This is a genomic window from Fontimonas thermophila, assembly GCF_900113085.1.
Lineage (GTDB): Bacteria > Pseudomonadota > Gammaproteobacteria > Nevskiales > Nevskiaceae > Solimonas > Solimonas thermophila.
On record NZ_FOOC01000001.1, the window covers coordinates 287,063 to 301,766 of the forward strand.

General features: G+C 66.1%; 14 protein-coding genes. 3 read left to right on the top strand and 11 right to left on the bottom strand.

From position 1 onward, the window contains the following. Nucleotides 1-25: 25 nt before the first annotated feature. Nucleotides 26-973, bottom strand: a complete 948-nt coding sequence (locus BMZ48_RS01250) for a sterol desaturase family protein (RefSeq protein WP_091530737.1) — start codon at nt 971-973, stop codon at nt 26-28. A gap of 118 nt (nt 974-1,091) precedes the next feature. Here BMZ48_RS01250 and BMZ48_RS01255 point away from each other — a divergent pair, with 118 nt between their 5' ends. Continuing rightward, a complete protein-coding gene (locus BMZ48_RS01255; protein ID WP_091530743.1) occupies nt 1,092-2,111 on the top strand; it encodes an AraC family transcriptional regulator in 1,020 nt (339 codons plus the stop codon). Between the two features lie 29 nt (nt 2,112-2,140). Here the strand turns inward: BMZ48_RS01255 and BMZ48_RS01260 are convergent, their stop codons facing one another. Then, complete coding sequence (locus BMZ48_RS01260) at nt 2,141-2,584, bottom strand: protein tyrosine phosphatase family protein (RefSeq protein WP_091530419.1); 444 nt, start codon at nt 2,582-2,584, stop codon at nt 2,141-2,143. Beyond that, entirely contained in the window at nt 2,581-2,970 is a 390-nt protein-coding gene (locus BMZ48_RS01265) for an ArsR/SmtB family transcription factor (RefSeq protein WP_091530422.1), read from the bottom strand. The genes BMZ48_RS01260 and BMZ48_RS01265 overlap by 4 nt, the downstream gene beginning before the upstream one ends. A gap of 275 nt (nt 2,971-3,245) precedes the next feature. Here BMZ48_RS01265 and BMZ48_RS01270 point away from each other — a divergent pair, with 275 nt between their 5' ends. Next, the gene (locus tag BMZ48_RS01270; RefSeq protein WP_091530425.1) at nt 3,246-3,944 is read left to right on the top strand and encodes an MBL fold metallo-hydrolase; all 699 of its coding nucleotides are present in this window, start codon (nt 3,246-3,248) and stop codon (nt 3,942-3,944) included. Between the two features lie 121 nt (nt 3,945-4,065). On the opposite strand, the gene BMZ48_RS01275 is transcribed toward BMZ48_RS01270, so the two are convergent. Continuing rightward, entirely contained in the window at nt 4,066-4,902 is an 837-nt protein-coding gene (locus tag BMZ48_RS01275; RefSeq protein WP_091530429.1) for a sulfite exporter TauE/SafE family protein, read from the bottom strand. Nucleotides 4,903-5,169: 267 nt separating this feature from the next. Between BMZ48_RS01275 and BMZ48_RS01280 the strand changes: the two genes are divergently transcribed. Next, complete coding sequence (locus tag BMZ48_RS01280) at nt 5,170-6,009, top strand: tetratricopeptide repeat protein (RefSeq protein WP_091530432.1); 840 nt, start codon at nt 5,170-5,172, stop codon at nt 6,007-6,009. Nucleotides 6,010-6,146: 137 nt separating this feature from the next. Here the strand turns inward: BMZ48_RS01280 and BMZ48_RS01285 are convergent, their stop codons facing one another. The 7 genes from BMZ48_RS01285 to BMZ48_RS01315 all read right to left on the bottom strand — a co-directional run bounded on the left by BMZ48_RS01285 (nt 6,147) and on the right by BMZ48_RS01315 (nt 14,621). After that, nucleotides 6,147-7,448 (bottom strand): MFS transporter, encoded by a 1,302-nt coding sequence (locus BMZ48_RS01285; protein ID WP_091530435.1) that lies wholly within the window; start codon nt 7,446-7,448, stop codon nt 6,147-6,149. A gap of 22 nt (nt 7,449-7,470) precedes the next feature. Continuing rightward, complete coding sequence (locus tag BMZ48_RS01290) at nt 7,471-8,637, bottom strand: acyl-CoA desaturase (protein WP_234981457.1); 1,167 nt, start codon at nt 8,635-8,637, stop codon at nt 7,471-7,473. A 138-nt stretch (nt 8,638-8,775) separates the two neighbouring features. Next, nucleotides 8,776-10,368: a peptide chain release factor 3 gene (locus tag BMZ48_RS01295; protein WP_091530443.1), complete on the bottom strand. Its 1,593-nt coding sequence runs from the start codon at nt 10,366-10,368 to the stop codon at nt 8,776-8,778. 51 nt (nt 10,369-10,419) lie between these two features. Continuing rightward, nucleotides 10,420-11,202 (bottom strand): HvfC family RiPP maturation protein, encoded by a 783-nt coding sequence (locus BMZ48_RS01300; RefSeq protein WP_091530449.1) that lies wholly within the window; start codon nt 11,200-11,202, stop codon nt 10,420-10,422. Further along, nucleotides 11,195-12,037: an HvfB family MNIO-type RiPP peptide maturase gene (locus BMZ48_RS01305; protein ID WP_091530452.1), complete on the bottom strand. Its 843-nt coding sequence runs from the start codon at nt 12,035-12,037 to the stop codon at nt 11,195-11,197. The genes BMZ48_RS01300 and BMZ48_RS01305 overlap by 8 nt, the downstream gene beginning before the upstream one ends. A 48-nt stretch (nt 12,038-12,085) precedes the next feature. After that, nucleotides 12,086-12,409, bottom strand: a complete 324-nt coding sequence (locus BMZ48_RS01310; RefSeq protein WP_091530455.1) for an HvfA family oxazolone/thioamide-modified RiPP metallophore — start codon at nt 12,407-12,409, stop codon at nt 12,086-12,088. A 151-nt stretch (nt 12,410-12,560) separates the two neighbouring features. Then, nucleotides 12,561-14,621 carry a putative bifunctional diguanylate cyclase/phosphodiesterase gene (locus BMZ48_RS01315; RefSeq protein WP_091530461.1) on the bottom strand — a complete coding sequence of 687 codons (2,061 nt, stop codon included), beginning with the start codon at nt 14,619-14,621 and terminating at the stop codon, nt 12,561-12,563. Nucleotides 14,622-14,704: the final 83 nt, after the last annotated feature.

Sequence of the window (14,704 nt, forward strand, 5' to 3'; positions counted from 1 at the left end):
GGCCGCGCGACGTCACCAACCCAGGTCAGTGTGGGGGCTGCCTGCCGTGGACGCGGACCGGCCGTTGCCATTCCGGTGGCATCCACAGATGGCGCAGCCGTTCGCGCCATGTGCCGGGGGCGAGCATGTCGCGCAGCATGTCGACGTATTCGTGCGTCCAGCTCTTGATGAGGCTGCGGGTGTACACCGGACGCGTGATGCCGTAACGCACCGGCTGGTCTTCGCGCTCGGCGGCAAAGGTGCCGAACAGACGGTCGAAGAGAATGAACACTCCGCCGTAGTTGGTATCGATGTAGCCCGGGTTGCTGGCATGGTGCACGCGGTGGTGCGCCGGTGTGTTGAACACGAACTCAATCGCCGGATGCAACCGGCCGATCAGCGTCGTGTGGATGAAGAACTGATAAACCAGCGACAGCGCGTAGCAGACGCCGATCCACACCGGATTGAACCCGATGAAGGCGAGCGGTACGTAGAACAACCAGCCGCCGTTGAAGATGTTGGTGGCGTTCTGCCGCATCGCCGTGGAAAAGTTCATCCGCTCCGACGCGTGATGGGTGACGTGTGCGCACCAGAACCAGCGCACGCGGTGCGAGGTGCGATGGAACCAGTAGAAGCAGAAATCCGTCAGCACCCATAAGAGCGCGCCGGTCGCCCAGGTCAGCTCGATGTCGAACAGGCGGTGCCGGTATGCGAAGGCATAGACCGGAAACGCGATGACACCGGCGAACAGCAGCTCGGTGAGCTGGTAACCGGCGCCGAGCATGAAGTTGCGCACGGCTTCGCCGGCGTCCATCAAGCGCGGATCGTGCCGGATCCGCGTGTATTCCCAGAACGCGACGCCGAGAAAAACGGGCGTGGCGGCCACGAAGATCAGCTGGCGCGCATCGAGCGCCAGCCACGGCGCCAGCGCTGCGTAGAGCGCTGCAAGGCCGCTGTCGGTCCAGACCTCGCGCATTGCCTCCAGCACGATCATCGTCATCCTCCTGGTTCACGGCGCGCGCATTGTCGGCAAGGGGCGCGTGTTTTGCTTGACGATCCATGCCTCATTTTTGACGATTGATGCCATTGCGGGCGATCTGCCGACAACCAGCATGATGCGTGTGACCGGAGCCTGGGTGCAGCTGCTGGCCGACTGGCTGGACCACGAGCGCCTGCACGCACCGGAGCTGCGTGCGGCGATCGTGGCACACGCCAATGCCGATGCCGTACCGATCGCACGGTGGCAGAACTGGCTCGAGCGCGCCGTCGCGCTGTGTCCGCAGCGGATCGCGCCTGCACTGGACATCGGTGCGCGGGTCGCGCCCCGACACGTCGGTGTACTCGGATACCTGGTCGCCAGTGCCGGTACGCTGGGCGAGGCGGTCGCCGCCTACCGGCGCTATGAACGGCTGTTCTACGGCGTCGACATCGTCCAAACCATCGTCCATCGCGACGAAATCGAACTGTGCTGGCCGCCGAGCGATCCGCCTCTAGGCCATCTCGCCGATTCGGTGGCGATCGCGGCATTGGTGAGCTTTCTGCGCCGCCAGCTCGATGCCGCGCCGGCGCCGACGCGCATTGCATTCATCCATCCGCCGGTGGCTGCGCATGAGCAGGCAGCTTACGAAGCCTTCTTTGGCTGCCCGGTGCATTTCGGCGACCGCCACACCCGCGTCTGCTTCCCAGCCGCATATCTGGCGCTGCCGATGCGCCAGGCCGATCCGCAGCTACGCGATCTGCTCGACCGGCAGGCCCAGGCCTTGCTGCAGGCCCTGCCCGATCCGGACCCCTTCGACCGTGCCCTCCGGAACGTGTTGTTGCGCCTGCTGCCGGAGGGCGCTGCAACACTGCCGCGCGCGGCGCGTGAACTGCATACGTCGGTGCGCAGCGTGCAGCGTCGGCTGGCGGCGCGCGATCTGAGCTGGCAGCAGGTGCTCGACCAGACCCGCGCGCGGCTGGCACACGATTACCTGCATGATCGTGCGCTCTCGCTCGGCGACATCGCACTGTTGCTCGGATACTCCGAACAAAGTGCTTTCACCCGTGCATTCCGGCGCTGGACCGGGACGACGCCGCAGCACGTGCGTGCTGCTGCCGACAGAACCCGCGGTGCCAGCCGCCGTGCGCGGTGAGCGGCGGTGCCGGATCGGTGTGCACCGGCTCAGGCGCCGAGGATCTGCCGCACGGCAGGCTCCAGTGCCTTGAGACCGTGCGCACGGCCTTCGGCGATCGCCTGTGCGGGGGGCATGCCATCGACGTAATGCGCCTTGAGCGCGAACAGCGCGCCGACACGGTTGCCGCTCGCGCAATGCACCAGGATGGCGCCGTCCGCGGCGGTGAGCACGGCCGCGAGCTTGCGCGCGTTTTCGGGTGTCAGATCGGCAGGCCCGGCGATGGGAATGTTCACGTAGCGCATGCCGAGCTCGCGCACCAGCGCGGGTTCGTCGTATCCCGGATCCTCACTCGGCGGGCACAGATTCACGACCGTGCGCACGCCCTTGGCCTGGGCGTCGCGCAGATCCTGCGGCCGCGGCCGGCCGCCGGTGCATAGCCCGTCGCTGGGCGTACAGCAGTTGGGGATGTCGAGCCAGATCTTTGCGTTCATGGGTTATTCCTCGTTGGGGAGGGGCTGCGTGGCTGGCCGCCGCAGTACCAGCGGTGAAGGACCTTGATCACGTCGAGTGCCGGCCCTTTGGTTGCGCGGTAGTAGATCGTCTGCGCCTCGCGCCGGGTCGTCACCAGGTCATCTTCGCGCAACACCGCGAGATGTTGCGACAAGGCCGACTGCGACAGCGGTACCCGCGCGTTGAGTGCGCCGACCGACAACTCGCCTTCGCACAAGGCGCACAGGATCATCAGGCGGTATTCGTTGCCCAGCGCTTTGAGCAGGCGCGCGGCCACGCCGGCATGTTCGGCGAGCTGTGTCGGATCAAAACCGTTCGCCGGGCGTTTGTCTGCGCGCGTGCGAACGCGACTCGCTGTCTTGGGCATGGACCGCTCGTCATCTAATTTAGATTAATCTAATGTACAAACCTGCCGCACTGCCTGCAAGCTCCACTGCGCCGCCAGCACCCGAGCAAGCGATGCGGCGACTCGGACGGCGATGTGCGGGAGGGATGGCGACACGCTATCGACACGACAGGAAAATACAATTCAACTAATTTAGATAGTTCTCATATACTGGCAATGCCCTGCAAGAAGCCTTTGCGTGGCCGTCGTTGTGCCGGGGTTATCCGGTTTTTAGTCTGCGCATCGGGGAGCACGTCATGATTTTTCGGCAATTGTTCGATCACGCTTCCAGCACCTATACCTATCTGCTCGCGCGTCGCGTCGGTGGCGAGGCCTTGATCATCGATCCGGTCAAGGAGCAACTGCCGCAGTATCTGACGCTGATCGAGCAGCTCGGCGTCAAACTGGTCAAGGCCATCGATACCCACACGCATGCCGATCACATCACTGCGCTCGGTGAACTGCGCGACCGTACTGGCTGCGTCACGGTGATGGGCGAACACACCAAGGCGGAATGCGTGTCCATGCACGTGCGCGAGGACGACATCATCGATGTCGATGGCATCAAACTGCGCGCGTTGTACACACCCGGACACACCGATGAGTCTTTCAGCTTCGTGCTGGATCCGCGGCGGCCACAAGCGGTGTTCACTGGCGACGTGTTGCTGATCCGCGGCAGCGGGCGTACGGATTTCCAGAACGGCGACCCCGAGAAATCCTGGGATTCGATCGTCAACAAACTGTTCCGGTTGCCGGACGAGACGCTCGTTTACCCCGCGCACGACTACAAAGGCTGGACCGTTTCGAGCATCGGTGAGGAACGCCGCTTCAACCCGCGGTTGGCCGGGAAGTCGCGCGAAGAATACGTGCGTATCATGCGCGAGCTGAAGCTGCCCGATCCCAGGCTGATGGACGTCGCAATCCCGGCCAACCTCGCCTGCGGCCAACCCAGATAAGACGCTGGCCGGGTCACTGGGCGCGGCTTTGCGCAGGCATGCGGTGATGCGTGCCGCCTGGTCGCGCCATTCCCGGATGCGGCCGCGGCTACTCGTCGGGAGCCACGTGCTGGGCTGTCACTCAAAGTCCCGCCTGCAGCGCGAGCGCGCCGGCCACGCCGATCAACAGCAGCGCGAATCCGCGTTGCAGCCACGAACCGGGAATGCGCGGCGCGATGCGGCGGCCGGCGAACATGCCAGCCAGCGCGCCGCCGACGAAGGGCAAGGCCACGGCCCACGGCAGATGCAGGTCGTGGGCGATAGCGCTCGCGACCGCGGCGGATCCGGTCAACGCCACGGCCATCAGGGCGGTGGCGATCGCCGCGTGCATCGACAACGTGGTCACGGCACGCAAGACCGGCACAATGATGAAACCGCCACCGACACCGAGCAGTCCGGAGAGCAATCCGGTCAGCGCGCCGGTCAGCGCGATCACCGCCATGCACGGAATCGTCCACAGGATGCGGCCGGTGGCGGCACTGATTCTGCAGATCGCCCGGCCGCTGTCGTCCGCGCCAGGCACTGGCGCGGGCAGGTGCTCGAATGCTTGTTCTGCGGTGCGCGTAGCCTGGTGCAGCATTCGTGCCGCGGCAACGAGCAGTACAACGGCAAAGGCGCGCCGTAGCCATAAATCGGGCAGCGCAGCGGCGGCATGCAGACCCAGCGGGGCGGATGCCGCGCCGGCGCCGGCGAGCAGGAGCGCCGCCCGCCAGCGCACGATCCGCGCCGGCCAGGCTGCCAGCGTGCCGGCCAATGCCGCGGCCGTGACCGCGACGAGCGCGACCGGAGCGGCCTGTGCGAGAGACCAGCCCAACCCCCACATCAGCAGCGGCACGGCCAGAATCGCGCCGCCGGCACCCGTGAGCCCGAGCACGACGCCGACGAGGGTTCCGAGCGCGCCGGTCAATACGAGCGTCATCACGATTGCCGACTCCCGTCGATTGTGCGCAACATGGTCGTGCTTGCCCGCCTGCCGGTAAACGTGCGGCGCCGATCCATTGAATTAGTGTATTCTAATATAAGCGCGGTGTGGACGCGGTATGAAGAGATGAACCGCCGCGCCGTGCGCGCTCCCGTGCACCGGCCACACCGGCGCTTGCGGTGAGACAAGCCGCCGTTGCGCAGCAGCCGCAGCACTGTTTCAGGTTTCATGTTGGAATAAGCCACTCTTGCAACCGGAATCGCCATGATCGCAGGCTCAATTCCCGGCAATGCCGCGCCGGATATCTATGACGTGCAGGATTTTCCGCGCGAGGTCATCGAGCGCTCCCGGCAGATACCGGTGCTCGTCGATTTCTGGGCGCCCTGGTGCGGCCCGTGCAAGGCGCTGGCACCGGCGATCGAGGCAGCGGTGCGCAAGTTTTCCGGGCGCGTCGTTCTCGCCAAGGTCAACACCGACCAGCTCGGCGAATGGGCGCAGCGCGCCGGCGTGCGTAGCATTCCGGCGGTCAAGCTGATCATCGATGGCGCCATCGTCGATGAATTCACCGGCGTGCAGCCGCAGTCGGTGATCGAGCAATGGCTGGAACGGATGCTGCCGCCGCCTCCGACCGACGTCGTCGCCGACGTCGATGCCCTGCTCGCCGAAGGCAAGACCGCCGAGGCGCGGGCGCTGTTGATGCAGGCCGCGCGCGATCCGCAGGCTCCGCCCGGTGTATGGTTGCGCCTGGCGCGTTTGCTGCTGCTCGAAGACCAGCGTACCGCAGAGGCGCTGCTGCAGCGCATCCCCGAGCAGGCGCGCGAGTTTGCCGCTGCCGAAGCGATGCGCCGGGTGCTCGCGTTTCTGCGCGAGCCGGAACGCACGCTCGCAGAATCGCCGGCGCGCGCGCCCTATATCGATGCCGCACGGGCGCTCGCCGCCGGGCAGATCGAGACGGCGATGGACAAGCTCATCGAGGCGGTGCGCGCAGATCGCAAGTTCGAGGACGACGCCGCGCGCAAACGCCTGATCGACCTCTTCGACTGGCTTGGTTCTGCCGACGAGCGCACGCGCGAATACCGGCTTAAGCTCTACGACGCGCTGTGACGCGCGGCATTCGGCGCGTGCGCGAGGACGCGATCCAGCCACACCACGGTATCGCGCCACAGGCTGTTCTGCATGCGCGGGTGGAAGTAGCCGAAATGCCCGATCGCACCGTGGCGCGGCTGGCCGATTGGCAAGCCTCAGGATCGCGGCGCGAGGCGGACGGCGAGCAGCGCGCGGGAGCGCTGCCACACCACGGCTACGACCGCCAGCGTCATCGCGCCGCCAAAGAGCACCGACGGCACCGCGCCCATCAGTCTGGCGGCCAGCCCCGACTCGAAGGCGCCCAGTTCGTTGGATGAGCTGATGAAGATGCTGTTGACCGCCTGCACCCGGCCGCGCAGATGATCCGGCGGAATCATCTGCAGAATGGTTTGCCGGATGACAACGCTGATGCTGTCGAAGACGCCGGTCAAGAACAGCGCCGCCGCCGACAGCCACAGCCGTTCCGAAACGGCGAATACCAGCGTCGCCATGCCAAAGCCGGCAACGGCAAGCAGCAGATTGCGCCAGGCGTGGCGGATCGGTGACAGCCACGTGCATGCCAGAACCGTCAGCATCGCGCCGAGTGCCGGCGCGCTGCGCAGCACACCCAAACCCTCTGGGCCTATGCGCAAGATGTCTTCGGCGAAGACCGGCAGGATTGCCACGACGCCGCCGAACAGCACCGAGAACATGTCCAGCGTGATCGCATAGAAGATGATCTTCGTGCGCCGCACGTAAGCGAGCCCCTCGCGCAGCGACTGCCAGATCGGAGCACGCATCTGAGGATCTGCCGGTGCCGGTCGTGGCGCGATGCGGGCGACGAGGCGTTCGGCGAAAACGGTCAATGCCAGGGTCAGCAGCAGCGCGCCGGTCAGGCCCAGCCCCGCGTAGGCCAAACCGCCCGCGACCGGCCCCAGGATCGATGCCGCCTGGAACAGCGTGCTCGACCAGGTGGCGGCGCTGGGATAGGCCGTGCGCGGCACGAGAAAGGCGCGCAAGGCTGCGGCCGCCGGCGACAGTACGCCGCGTGCGAGCCCCAGCACGCCAATCGACAGATAAACCGCCCACAGCCAGGCAGTCTGCGACAGCGCCGCGCGGATTTCAGGCTGCGAGATCAGCGCCAGCAGACTGGTGGCGAGGAACACGACACACAGGCTGGCACGCATCAGCGCACGCTTGTCGCGGCGGTCGGCGAGATGCCCGCCGAACAACGCGAGTGCAATGAACGGAATGGCTTCGGCCAATCCGATCAGGCCCAGCGACAGCGGATCGCCGGTGATCCGGTACAGCGCATAGCCGACGGCCACCTGCTGGATCGACAGCGCAGCATTGAGCAGGAAGCTGGCGCCGATCAGGTAGCGGAATTCGCGGAAACGCAGGGCCGCGTAGGGGTCATGCGCATTCGCGGCCCCATCGGCGGCAAGACTGCCGTGGTCTTGCGGTGTGGACGACTGCATGAATGGAGCGTCGCGGCGACGCTCAGAGTGCCGGCGATCCCTGCAGGCGCATCGCTACCGCCTGCGCGAGCAGCTCGCGCGCGCGGGATACGATGTCTTCGAGCGCCGGCGTGCGTGCGAACTGCCGGCGCGCTCGGCGGTAGAACTGGTCCAGGCTCGGTAACTCGGGGTGGATCAGATGAGCGATCTGTTCGCGGCCGTGGGCGAGCTGCTGCTGCCAGCGGGCGCGCCATTCCTCGAAGCTCGCGCCCGGATGGAGCTCTGCCCAGCGGCGTTGCATGCGCTTGACGATGCGTTCGGCCGAGAACGAGCGTGCGAGCAGCGCGGCGATCCGCTCTTTCATCTCGGGTGAGACCGGACGCTCGCCGGCGAGCACGTGGGCTGGCGGGTCGCGCAGCTCGCAGACCAGCCCGAGCCGCTTGAGCCCCCGCAACACGTAGTAGGTGATGTCGATCTCCCACCAGCGGAACCCCTGGCGTGCCGACGCCATGTAGTAGTGGTGATTGTTGTGCCAGCCCTCGCCGAGCGACAGCAGCGCGAACAGCCAGTTGTTGCGCGAATCATCGCCGGTGAGATAGCGCTGGCGGCCGAACACATGGACCAGCGAATTGATGCAGAACGTGGCGTGCCACAGCAGGACCGTGGACCAGACGAATCCAACGACCAGCATCTGCCAGCCGCCGACCAGCCAGACGGTGAATCCGAGGGCGGCACCCGGCAGCCAGTGGTGGCGGTCGAGCCAGCGCAGTTCCGGGTACCGGGCAAACTCGGCGACGCGGGTGTAATCGGCGGCGCAGGCCTCGCGATTGAAGATCCAGCCGATGTGCGAGAACCAAAAGCCGTACTGGCGCGGCGAATGGGCATCGAGCGGCGTGTCCGAGTACTTGTGGTGATCGCGGTGTTTGGCCGCCCACCACAACACGCCGGACTGCAAAGACGACTGCGCCAGCACGGCGAGCAGAAACTGCATCACGCGCCCAGTCTTGTAGGCGCGATGGGCGAAATAGCGGTGATACCCTGCGGTGACGCCGAACATGCGTACCACGTACAGCGCCGCGCACAGCCCGATCGCCGACCAGGATACGCCGGTGAAATAAGCGGCGAAGCAGGCGATGTGGAAAACCGCGAACAGCACCAGCATCGGCCAGCTCGACGGATCGAGTTTGCGCGAGGTCAGGGGAGCGTGCATCGATGGGAATCCGGGGAACGGCTGGAATCAGCGCCGATGATCGGCGACGGCGGGCATCCGGTTGCGGCGACGCCGACGGATGGTGCCGTCGATCGGATCATGGGCGGGCGAATGGTACACGAGTGTTCGCTGGGCTGCTCAGCCGTGTTCCTTGGTGTCGAGGAAGCGCACGTCCGGATGACGCTCCTGGGTCATCGACAGATTCACCGCCGAGGACGCCAGATAGACGAGGTCGCCGTAGTGATCGCGCGCGAGCCGCTGCTCGTTCTTGTCGATGAATTCCTTGAGCTTGCGCGCATCGTCACAGCTCACCCAGCGCGCTGTATGCACCGGCACCGGCTCGAAGACCGCATCGACGCCGTATTCGTCCTTGAGGCGGTATTGCACGACATCGAACTGCAGCACGCCGACGGCGCCGAGGATGATGTCGTTGTTCGCCAGCGGCCGATACACCTGCGTCGCCCCTTCCTCGGATAGCTGGTCCAGTCCCTTGTTGAGCTGCTTGGCCTTGAGCGGATCTTTGAGCACGACGCGGCGGAACAGCTCCGGCGCGAAATTGGGAATGCCGGTGAAGCGCAGCGCCTCGCCCTCGGAAAAGGAATCGCCGATTGCAATCGTGCCGTGATTGTGCAGGCCGATGATGTCGCCCGGATAGGCTTCCTCGATGGTTTCGCGTTCGCTGGCCATGAACGTCAGCGCATTGGCGATGCGCACCGGCGCGTTCAGGCGCACGCTGTGCAGCAGCATGCCCTTGCGATAAACCCCCGAGCAAACGCGCAGGAAGGCCACGCGGTCGCGGTGCTTGGGATCCATGTTCGCCTGAATCTTGAACACAAAGCCGCTGAACGCCGCCTCGGTCGGCTGCACGGCGCGCGCACCGCCGGGGACGAGTGCGTTGCGCGGTTGCGGTGGCGGCGCCCATTCGGTGAAGCCATCGAGCAGCTCGCGCACGCCGAAGTTGTTGATCGCCGAGCCGAAGAACACCGGCGTCAGGCGTGCAGCGCGGTAGGCGTCGAGATCGAAGCCGGTACCGGCCATCTGCAACAACTCGATTTCGTCGAGCAACACCTTGTACACCTCACCGAAGCGCTCGGTGAGTCCCGGTGCGCGCAGCCCCGCGATGGTTTCGATCTCGGAGACACGGTGTTTGTCGCCGGAATACAGATAAAAGCGGTCCTCGAGCAGGTGATACACCCCTTTGAACGCGCGCCCCATGCCCAGCGGCCAGGTGATCGGCGCACAATGCAGCCCGAGCACCTTCTCGATCTCGTCGAGCAGTTCCAGCGGCGGGCGACCTTCGCGGTCGCATTTGTTGACGAACGTGACGATCGGTGTGTCGCGCAGCCGGCAGACCTCCATGAGCTTGATCGTGCGCGCCTCGACGCCTTTGGCCGCGTCGATGACCATCAGCGCGGAGTCCACCGCGGTCAGCGTGCGGTAAGTGTCCTCGGAGAAATCCTCGTGTCCCGGCGTGTCGAGCAGATTGACGATCTTGCCGTTGTACGGGAACTGCATGACCGACGTCGTTACCGAGATGCCGCGCTGCTGCTCCAGCGCCATCCAGTCCGAGGTCGCGTGCCGGCTGGCCTTGCGCCCTTTGACCGTACCGGCGAGCTGGATCGCCCCGCCGAACAGCAGCAGCTTTTCGGTGAGCGTGGTCTTGCCGGCGTCGGGGTGAGAAATGATGGCGAACGTGCGACGACGCGCCGCCTGTTCGGCGACTGCACTCATGGACAACCTCCGGGAGAGCGGTCATTGTACCCGCTGCCCCGGAACGCTGTTTCAGCGCCGCGTGCCGAGCACGATGTCGCGCGCGCGCAGATCGGCGAGGATGCGCGCGCCCTGGGCGACGACGGATTGAGGATCGGGATGGGCGAGTTCGGCAGCGATGCGCAGCAGCAGCGCACGTCCGCTCGCAGCGGGTTCGGCCTCGATCAGCGCGACCAGACGCGCGGTGACGGCATTGATCTCCAGGAAGCGGACGCGGTCTTCACGGTCGCGGTTGACGATCAGATACGTGGGCGAGTCGCCGGGTGCCTGCGGCTGGAATTGCGGCCCGATGCGGTGCACCGGATAGGCATAGACCAGCGGCCACGCCAGCGGTGACAGCAGCGGGCATCCGGCGAGCAGATCACCTTCCGGGTCGGCCTGCTCGATGGGCAAATCCTCTGGCGCGATCGCGAGCGCGAGCTCGACCCATTCATAGTGCGCGAGCTCGCGCAGGAACGGCGGATCGTCGGCGTGTTCGCCGCGCTCCGCCTCGAGATAGCGCAGGAACTCCTCGGGCAGACGATGGAACTGCGGTGCGGTGCAGCGGTGGCGCGTGAAAAAATCGCGCACGCGCGCATGCCAGACCGCATCGCTCGACAGTTTGCGTAGCACCGGGAATGCACTGGCCAGGCAGCTCTCGACATTGTTGTAGAACAGCTCGCGGTAAATCCGCAGCCGCCGCTCCTCGATGCCAGCGAAGGCATTGCGCGGGTCGCGCAGATGCGCGGCGAACGCGCGCTGGCGCGCACGCCAGTCGCGCTCAGTTGCGGACGCGCAGCGCTGATCGTTAGCCATAGGCGAGCTGCAGCGATCGATGCCGCGCCTGGATATCACGGATGTGCCCGACTTCGCCGAGCAGCACGTCCAGCGGCGGAATGTTGAAATCGCGCTCGAGCAGCGTCGGCCGCACGCCGAAGCGTGCATAGGCGCGGTCGAGCAGGGCCCACACCGGATCGATCACGTCGGCGCCGTGTGTATCCACGCGCAAGTCCTCGGCCTCGACGTAATGACCGGCGACGTGGATCCAGCGCACGCGCTCGCCGGGCAATGCGTCGAGAAAGGCCTGGGCGTCGTAGCGATGGTTGATGCTGTTGACGTAGATGTTGTTGACATCGAGCAGCAGATCGCAGTCGGCGCGCTCGATCACCGCCGTGATGAACTCCAGTTCCGTCAGTTCGGTGCACAGCGGCGCGTAATAGCTGATGTTTTCCAGCGCAATGCGGCGCTCGAGGATGTCCTGCACGCGGCGCACGCGTGCGGCGACGTACTCCACCGCCTCGGCGGTGAACGGCATCGGCATCAAGTCGTAGAGATGCCCGTCGTCGGAACAATAGCTCAGATGCTCGCTGTAGTCGGCAATCCCATGCAGGTCGAGGAAAGCCTTGAGCTCACGGACGAAATCCTCATCCAGCGGCGCCGGCGCGCCGATCGACAGCGAAAGGCCGTGCGCCGCGAACGGATAGCGTTCGGTCAGCGCGCGAAATGCACGGCCCAGGCGCCCGCCGACGCGCATCCAGTTCTCCGGCGCGATCTCGAGGAAATCGACGCAGGGCGCAGATTCACCCAGTGGTTCGAGCAAGGCCCGGCGCAGGCCAAGACCGGCGCCGGCAATGGTCGGGTGCAGGCTCATCGCATTACAAAACCCGGCGCCGGGCGGCCCGGCGCCGGGTGGGCGGACTCACTGGGTCTTGTTTTCGCCGCACTTGCCCTCGCCGCATTTGCCCTCGTTGGCCTTGGCGTCGGCCTTCTTTTCACCGCACTTGCCTTCGCCGCACTTACCCTCGCCGCACTTGCCCTCTTTGGCCTTGGCATCGGCCTTTTTTTCGCCACACTTGCCCTCGCCACATTTGGCCTCGCCGGATTTGGCGTGCTCACCAGCCGATGCGACCATGTAGCCGGCGCCGAGGTCGGATGCCTGGAACACAGACGCCTGGGCAGCGGCGGTGCCGAGTGCGAACGCGGCGCCCAGCGCCACTGCAAAGGGTTTACGTGGAATGTCCATCGTGGTCCTCCTGAGTCGGAAAATGCCCATGCGGGCGGATTGGGGGGTCCCGTGCCGCGGCCTTGTCGCCGCGCCTGCGACTATACGCAGGAACCGCGCGTTTGGATGCCGCCAGCCTGGCTGGCTGGAGCCCAGACCGCGTCTGCGGGCGTCAAGCCGCGACCGCGCGCGACTCGAACTGCCGCGACCATTCGATGAACTGCTCCTCCGGCAGCGCGCGGCTGTAGAGAAACCCCTGCTGCAAGGCGCAGCCAAGTTCGCGCAGGCGGCGGGCATCCTCCTCGGTTTCCACGCCCTCGACGACCAGCGACATGCTAAGGCGGCTGGCCAGTTCGGCCAACGAGCGGATGATTTCGGCCGCACGTGCGTTGTGTGCAGCCGCGCGCGCGACGATGGGATCGATCTTGATGCGGTCGATCTGGAAGCGATACAGGTGGGTGATCGACGAATAGCCGGTGCCAAAGTCATCCAGGCACAACTGGATGCCGCTGGCGCGCAGCAGGCGCAGGATTTCGGCGGCGGCGTCGAGGTGTCCGACCAGCGCAGTCTCGGTGACCTCGGCGATCAGTTGTGAGGGCGGCAGGCCGCTTTCGGTCAACGCCTCGCGACAGATCTGCAGGATGTACGGGGACAGCAGCTTGGGCGAGAGGTTGAACGACACGGTCAGGACAAAGCCGCGCTCGGCCCAGGCCTTGACCGAGCGGCAGGCCTGGATGAGGACCGCACGGGTCATGTCGCGGATCGTTTCCGATCCTTCCGCGATGAGGATGAATTCGCCCGGCAGCACCACGCGGCCATCGGGCTGGCGCCAGCGGACCAGCACCTCCGCGCCGATGACCTTGCCGCGCGCGGCATCGACGACCGGCTGGAAGAACGGGATGAACTGGCCTTCACGCAAACCGGCGCGGATCTGTTCGGCCAGCACCAGGTGCTTGCGCTGGCGGTGCGTATGCCCGCGCTCGCCGAAGCGCAGCTGGCCGGTGCCGTCTGTGCGGGCCTGGCGCAAGGCTTCGAGACAGACGTTGACGTACTCTTCGGGATCGCGGGCATCGTCCGGATAGATCGCCGCGCCGGCGGAAAACCCGAGCAGATAACGCTGATTCTCGACTTCGACCGGCTCACCCAGGCGCGAAAACGCCTCCGCGGTAATCCGCTTGAGATCGGCGCGCGTCACGGCCTCGGCGATGCCGCGGTCGACCAGCACACCGAGGATTTGCGGCTCGACGCGGAACACCGACACCGGCATGTGATCGAGCGCGTGCAGCCGCTCCGCGGCCGCGCGCATGATCGCCTCGGCGGTGCGCAGGCCAAAGCCGCTGCGCAGACTGTCGTAGGTATCGATGCCGATCAGAATCAGCCCATGCGTGCCATCGATCGGCCGCAGCCGGCGTACCTCGCGCAGCTCCAGATCCAGACTGTTGCGGTTGGGCAGGCCCGTGCCCGGGTCTTCATAGGCGATGCGGCGGATGTGCTCGGCCTGCGCGCGCAGCTTGCGGATCGCGCGCACGATATCGCCGAACTCATCCGGCGTCTCCTGCAGCCGCTGGTTCGGCTGATGGCCGGTGAGTACGGCATTGAGGCTGCCGGTGACCGCACCGAGCGGCTGGATCAAGCGCCGGTAGGCCCAGACACTCAAGGCCAGCGACAACAGCCAGGCGCCGCCGACGATGCCCAGGGCGATGCCGAGCCGACCGCGCAACGTCGCCAGGCCGCGCAGCGCACCGGCCAGCCCACTGCTGTTGTCGGTTTCGAGCAGATCGGCAAAGGCCCGCCCGGTGCGGTATTGCAGATCCAGCGTCCATGCCGAGAGCTGCGCCAGGGTGTCGGGTGTCGGCGGCTGCAGCAACAGAGCCTTGATCGGATCGATGTGCTCGCCGAGCAGCGCCTGCACGCGCGCTACCCGCTCGGCCTCGGCGCTGGGGAGAAAACGGAGCTGGCCCACGGCCGCGTCCAGCGCCTGCTCCAGCCGCTGGAGTGCCGGCGCCGGATCGGCTCCGGCGGCGAACGCCTGTTGCGCCTGCTCGGCCTGGTAATGCGCCTCACTGAGCGCGCGGCTGATCGCGATCGACATCGAAATGCGGTTGGCGCGACCACGCAGTTCCGGTTCGATGTCCTGGTCCGACCCCAGCAGCGACAACATCAGCACGCCCGCCAGTGCAATGGCGAGATTGACCAGCACGATCACCGCAATGAATTTGGTCCGGACCGTCATCGTGCTCCGCCTCGACGAGCGGCCGGGTCCGGCCGATGGCCGGCGGCTCGCCCAGGGCCATTCTAGCTGGCCTTACTTCTCCC

What these genes read in the sequence shown, in the direction of transcription:
- BMZ48_RS01250 (WP_091530737.1), bottom strand. Translation starts at nt 973, where the DNA reads ATGATCGTGCTGGAGGCAATGCGCGAGGTCTGGACCGACAGCGGCCTT.
- BMZ48_RS01255 (WP_091530743.1), top strand. Translation starts at nt 1,092, where the DNA reads ATGATGCGTGTGACCGGAGCCTGGGTGCAGCTGCTGGCCGACTGGCTG.
- BMZ48_RS01260 (WP_091530419.1), bottom strand. Translation starts at nt 2,584, where the DNA reads ATGAACGCAAAGATCTGGCTCGACATCCCCAACTGCTGTACGCCCAGC.
- BMZ48_RS01265 (WP_091530422.1), bottom strand. Translation starts at nt 2,970, where the DNA reads ATGCCCAAGACAGCGAGTCGCGTTCGCACGCGCGCAGACAAACGCCCG.
- BMZ48_RS01270 (WP_091530425.1), top strand. Translation starts at nt 3,246, where the DNA reads ATGATTTTTCGGCAATTGTTCGATCACGCTTCCAGCACCTATACCTAT.
- BMZ48_RS01275 (WP_091530429.1), bottom strand. Translation starts at nt 4,902, where the DNA reads ATGACGCTCGTATTGACCGGCGCGCTCGGAACCCTCGTCGGCGTCGTG.
- BMZ48_RS01280 (WP_091530432.1), top strand. Translation starts at nt 5,170, where the DNA reads ATGATCGCAGGCTCAATTCCCGGCAATGCCGCGCCGGATATCTATGAC.
- BMZ48_RS01285 (WP_091530435.1), bottom strand. Translation starts at nt 7,448, where the DNA reads ATGCAGTCGTCCACACCGCAAGACCACGGCAGTCTTGCCGCCGATGGG.
- BMZ48_RS01290 (WP_234981457.1), bottom strand. Translation starts at nt 8,637, where the DNA reads ATGCACGCTCCCCTGACCTCGCGCAAACTCGATCCGTCGAGCTGGCCG.
- BMZ48_RS01295 (WP_091530443.1), bottom strand. Translation starts at nt 10,368, where the DNA reads ATGAGTGCAGTCGCCGAACAGGCGGCGCGTCGTCGCACGTTCGCCATC.
- BMZ48_RS01300 (WP_091530449.1), bottom strand. Translation starts at nt 11,202, where the DNA reads ATGGCTAACGATCAGCGCTGCGCGTCCGCAACTGAGCGCGACTGGCGT.
- BMZ48_RS01305 (WP_091530452.1), bottom strand. Translation starts at nt 12,037, where the DNA reads ATGAGCCTGCACCCGACCATTGCCGGCGCCGGTCTTGGCCTGCGCCGG.
- BMZ48_RS01310 (WP_091530455.1), bottom strand. Translation starts at nt 12,409, where the DNA reads ATGGACATTCCACGTAAACCCTTTGCAGTGGCGCTGGGCGCCGCGTTC.
- BMZ48_RS01315 (WP_091530461.1), bottom strand. Translation starts at nt 14,621, where the DNA reads ATGACGGTCCGGACCAAATTCATTGCGGTGATCGTGCTGGTCAATCTC.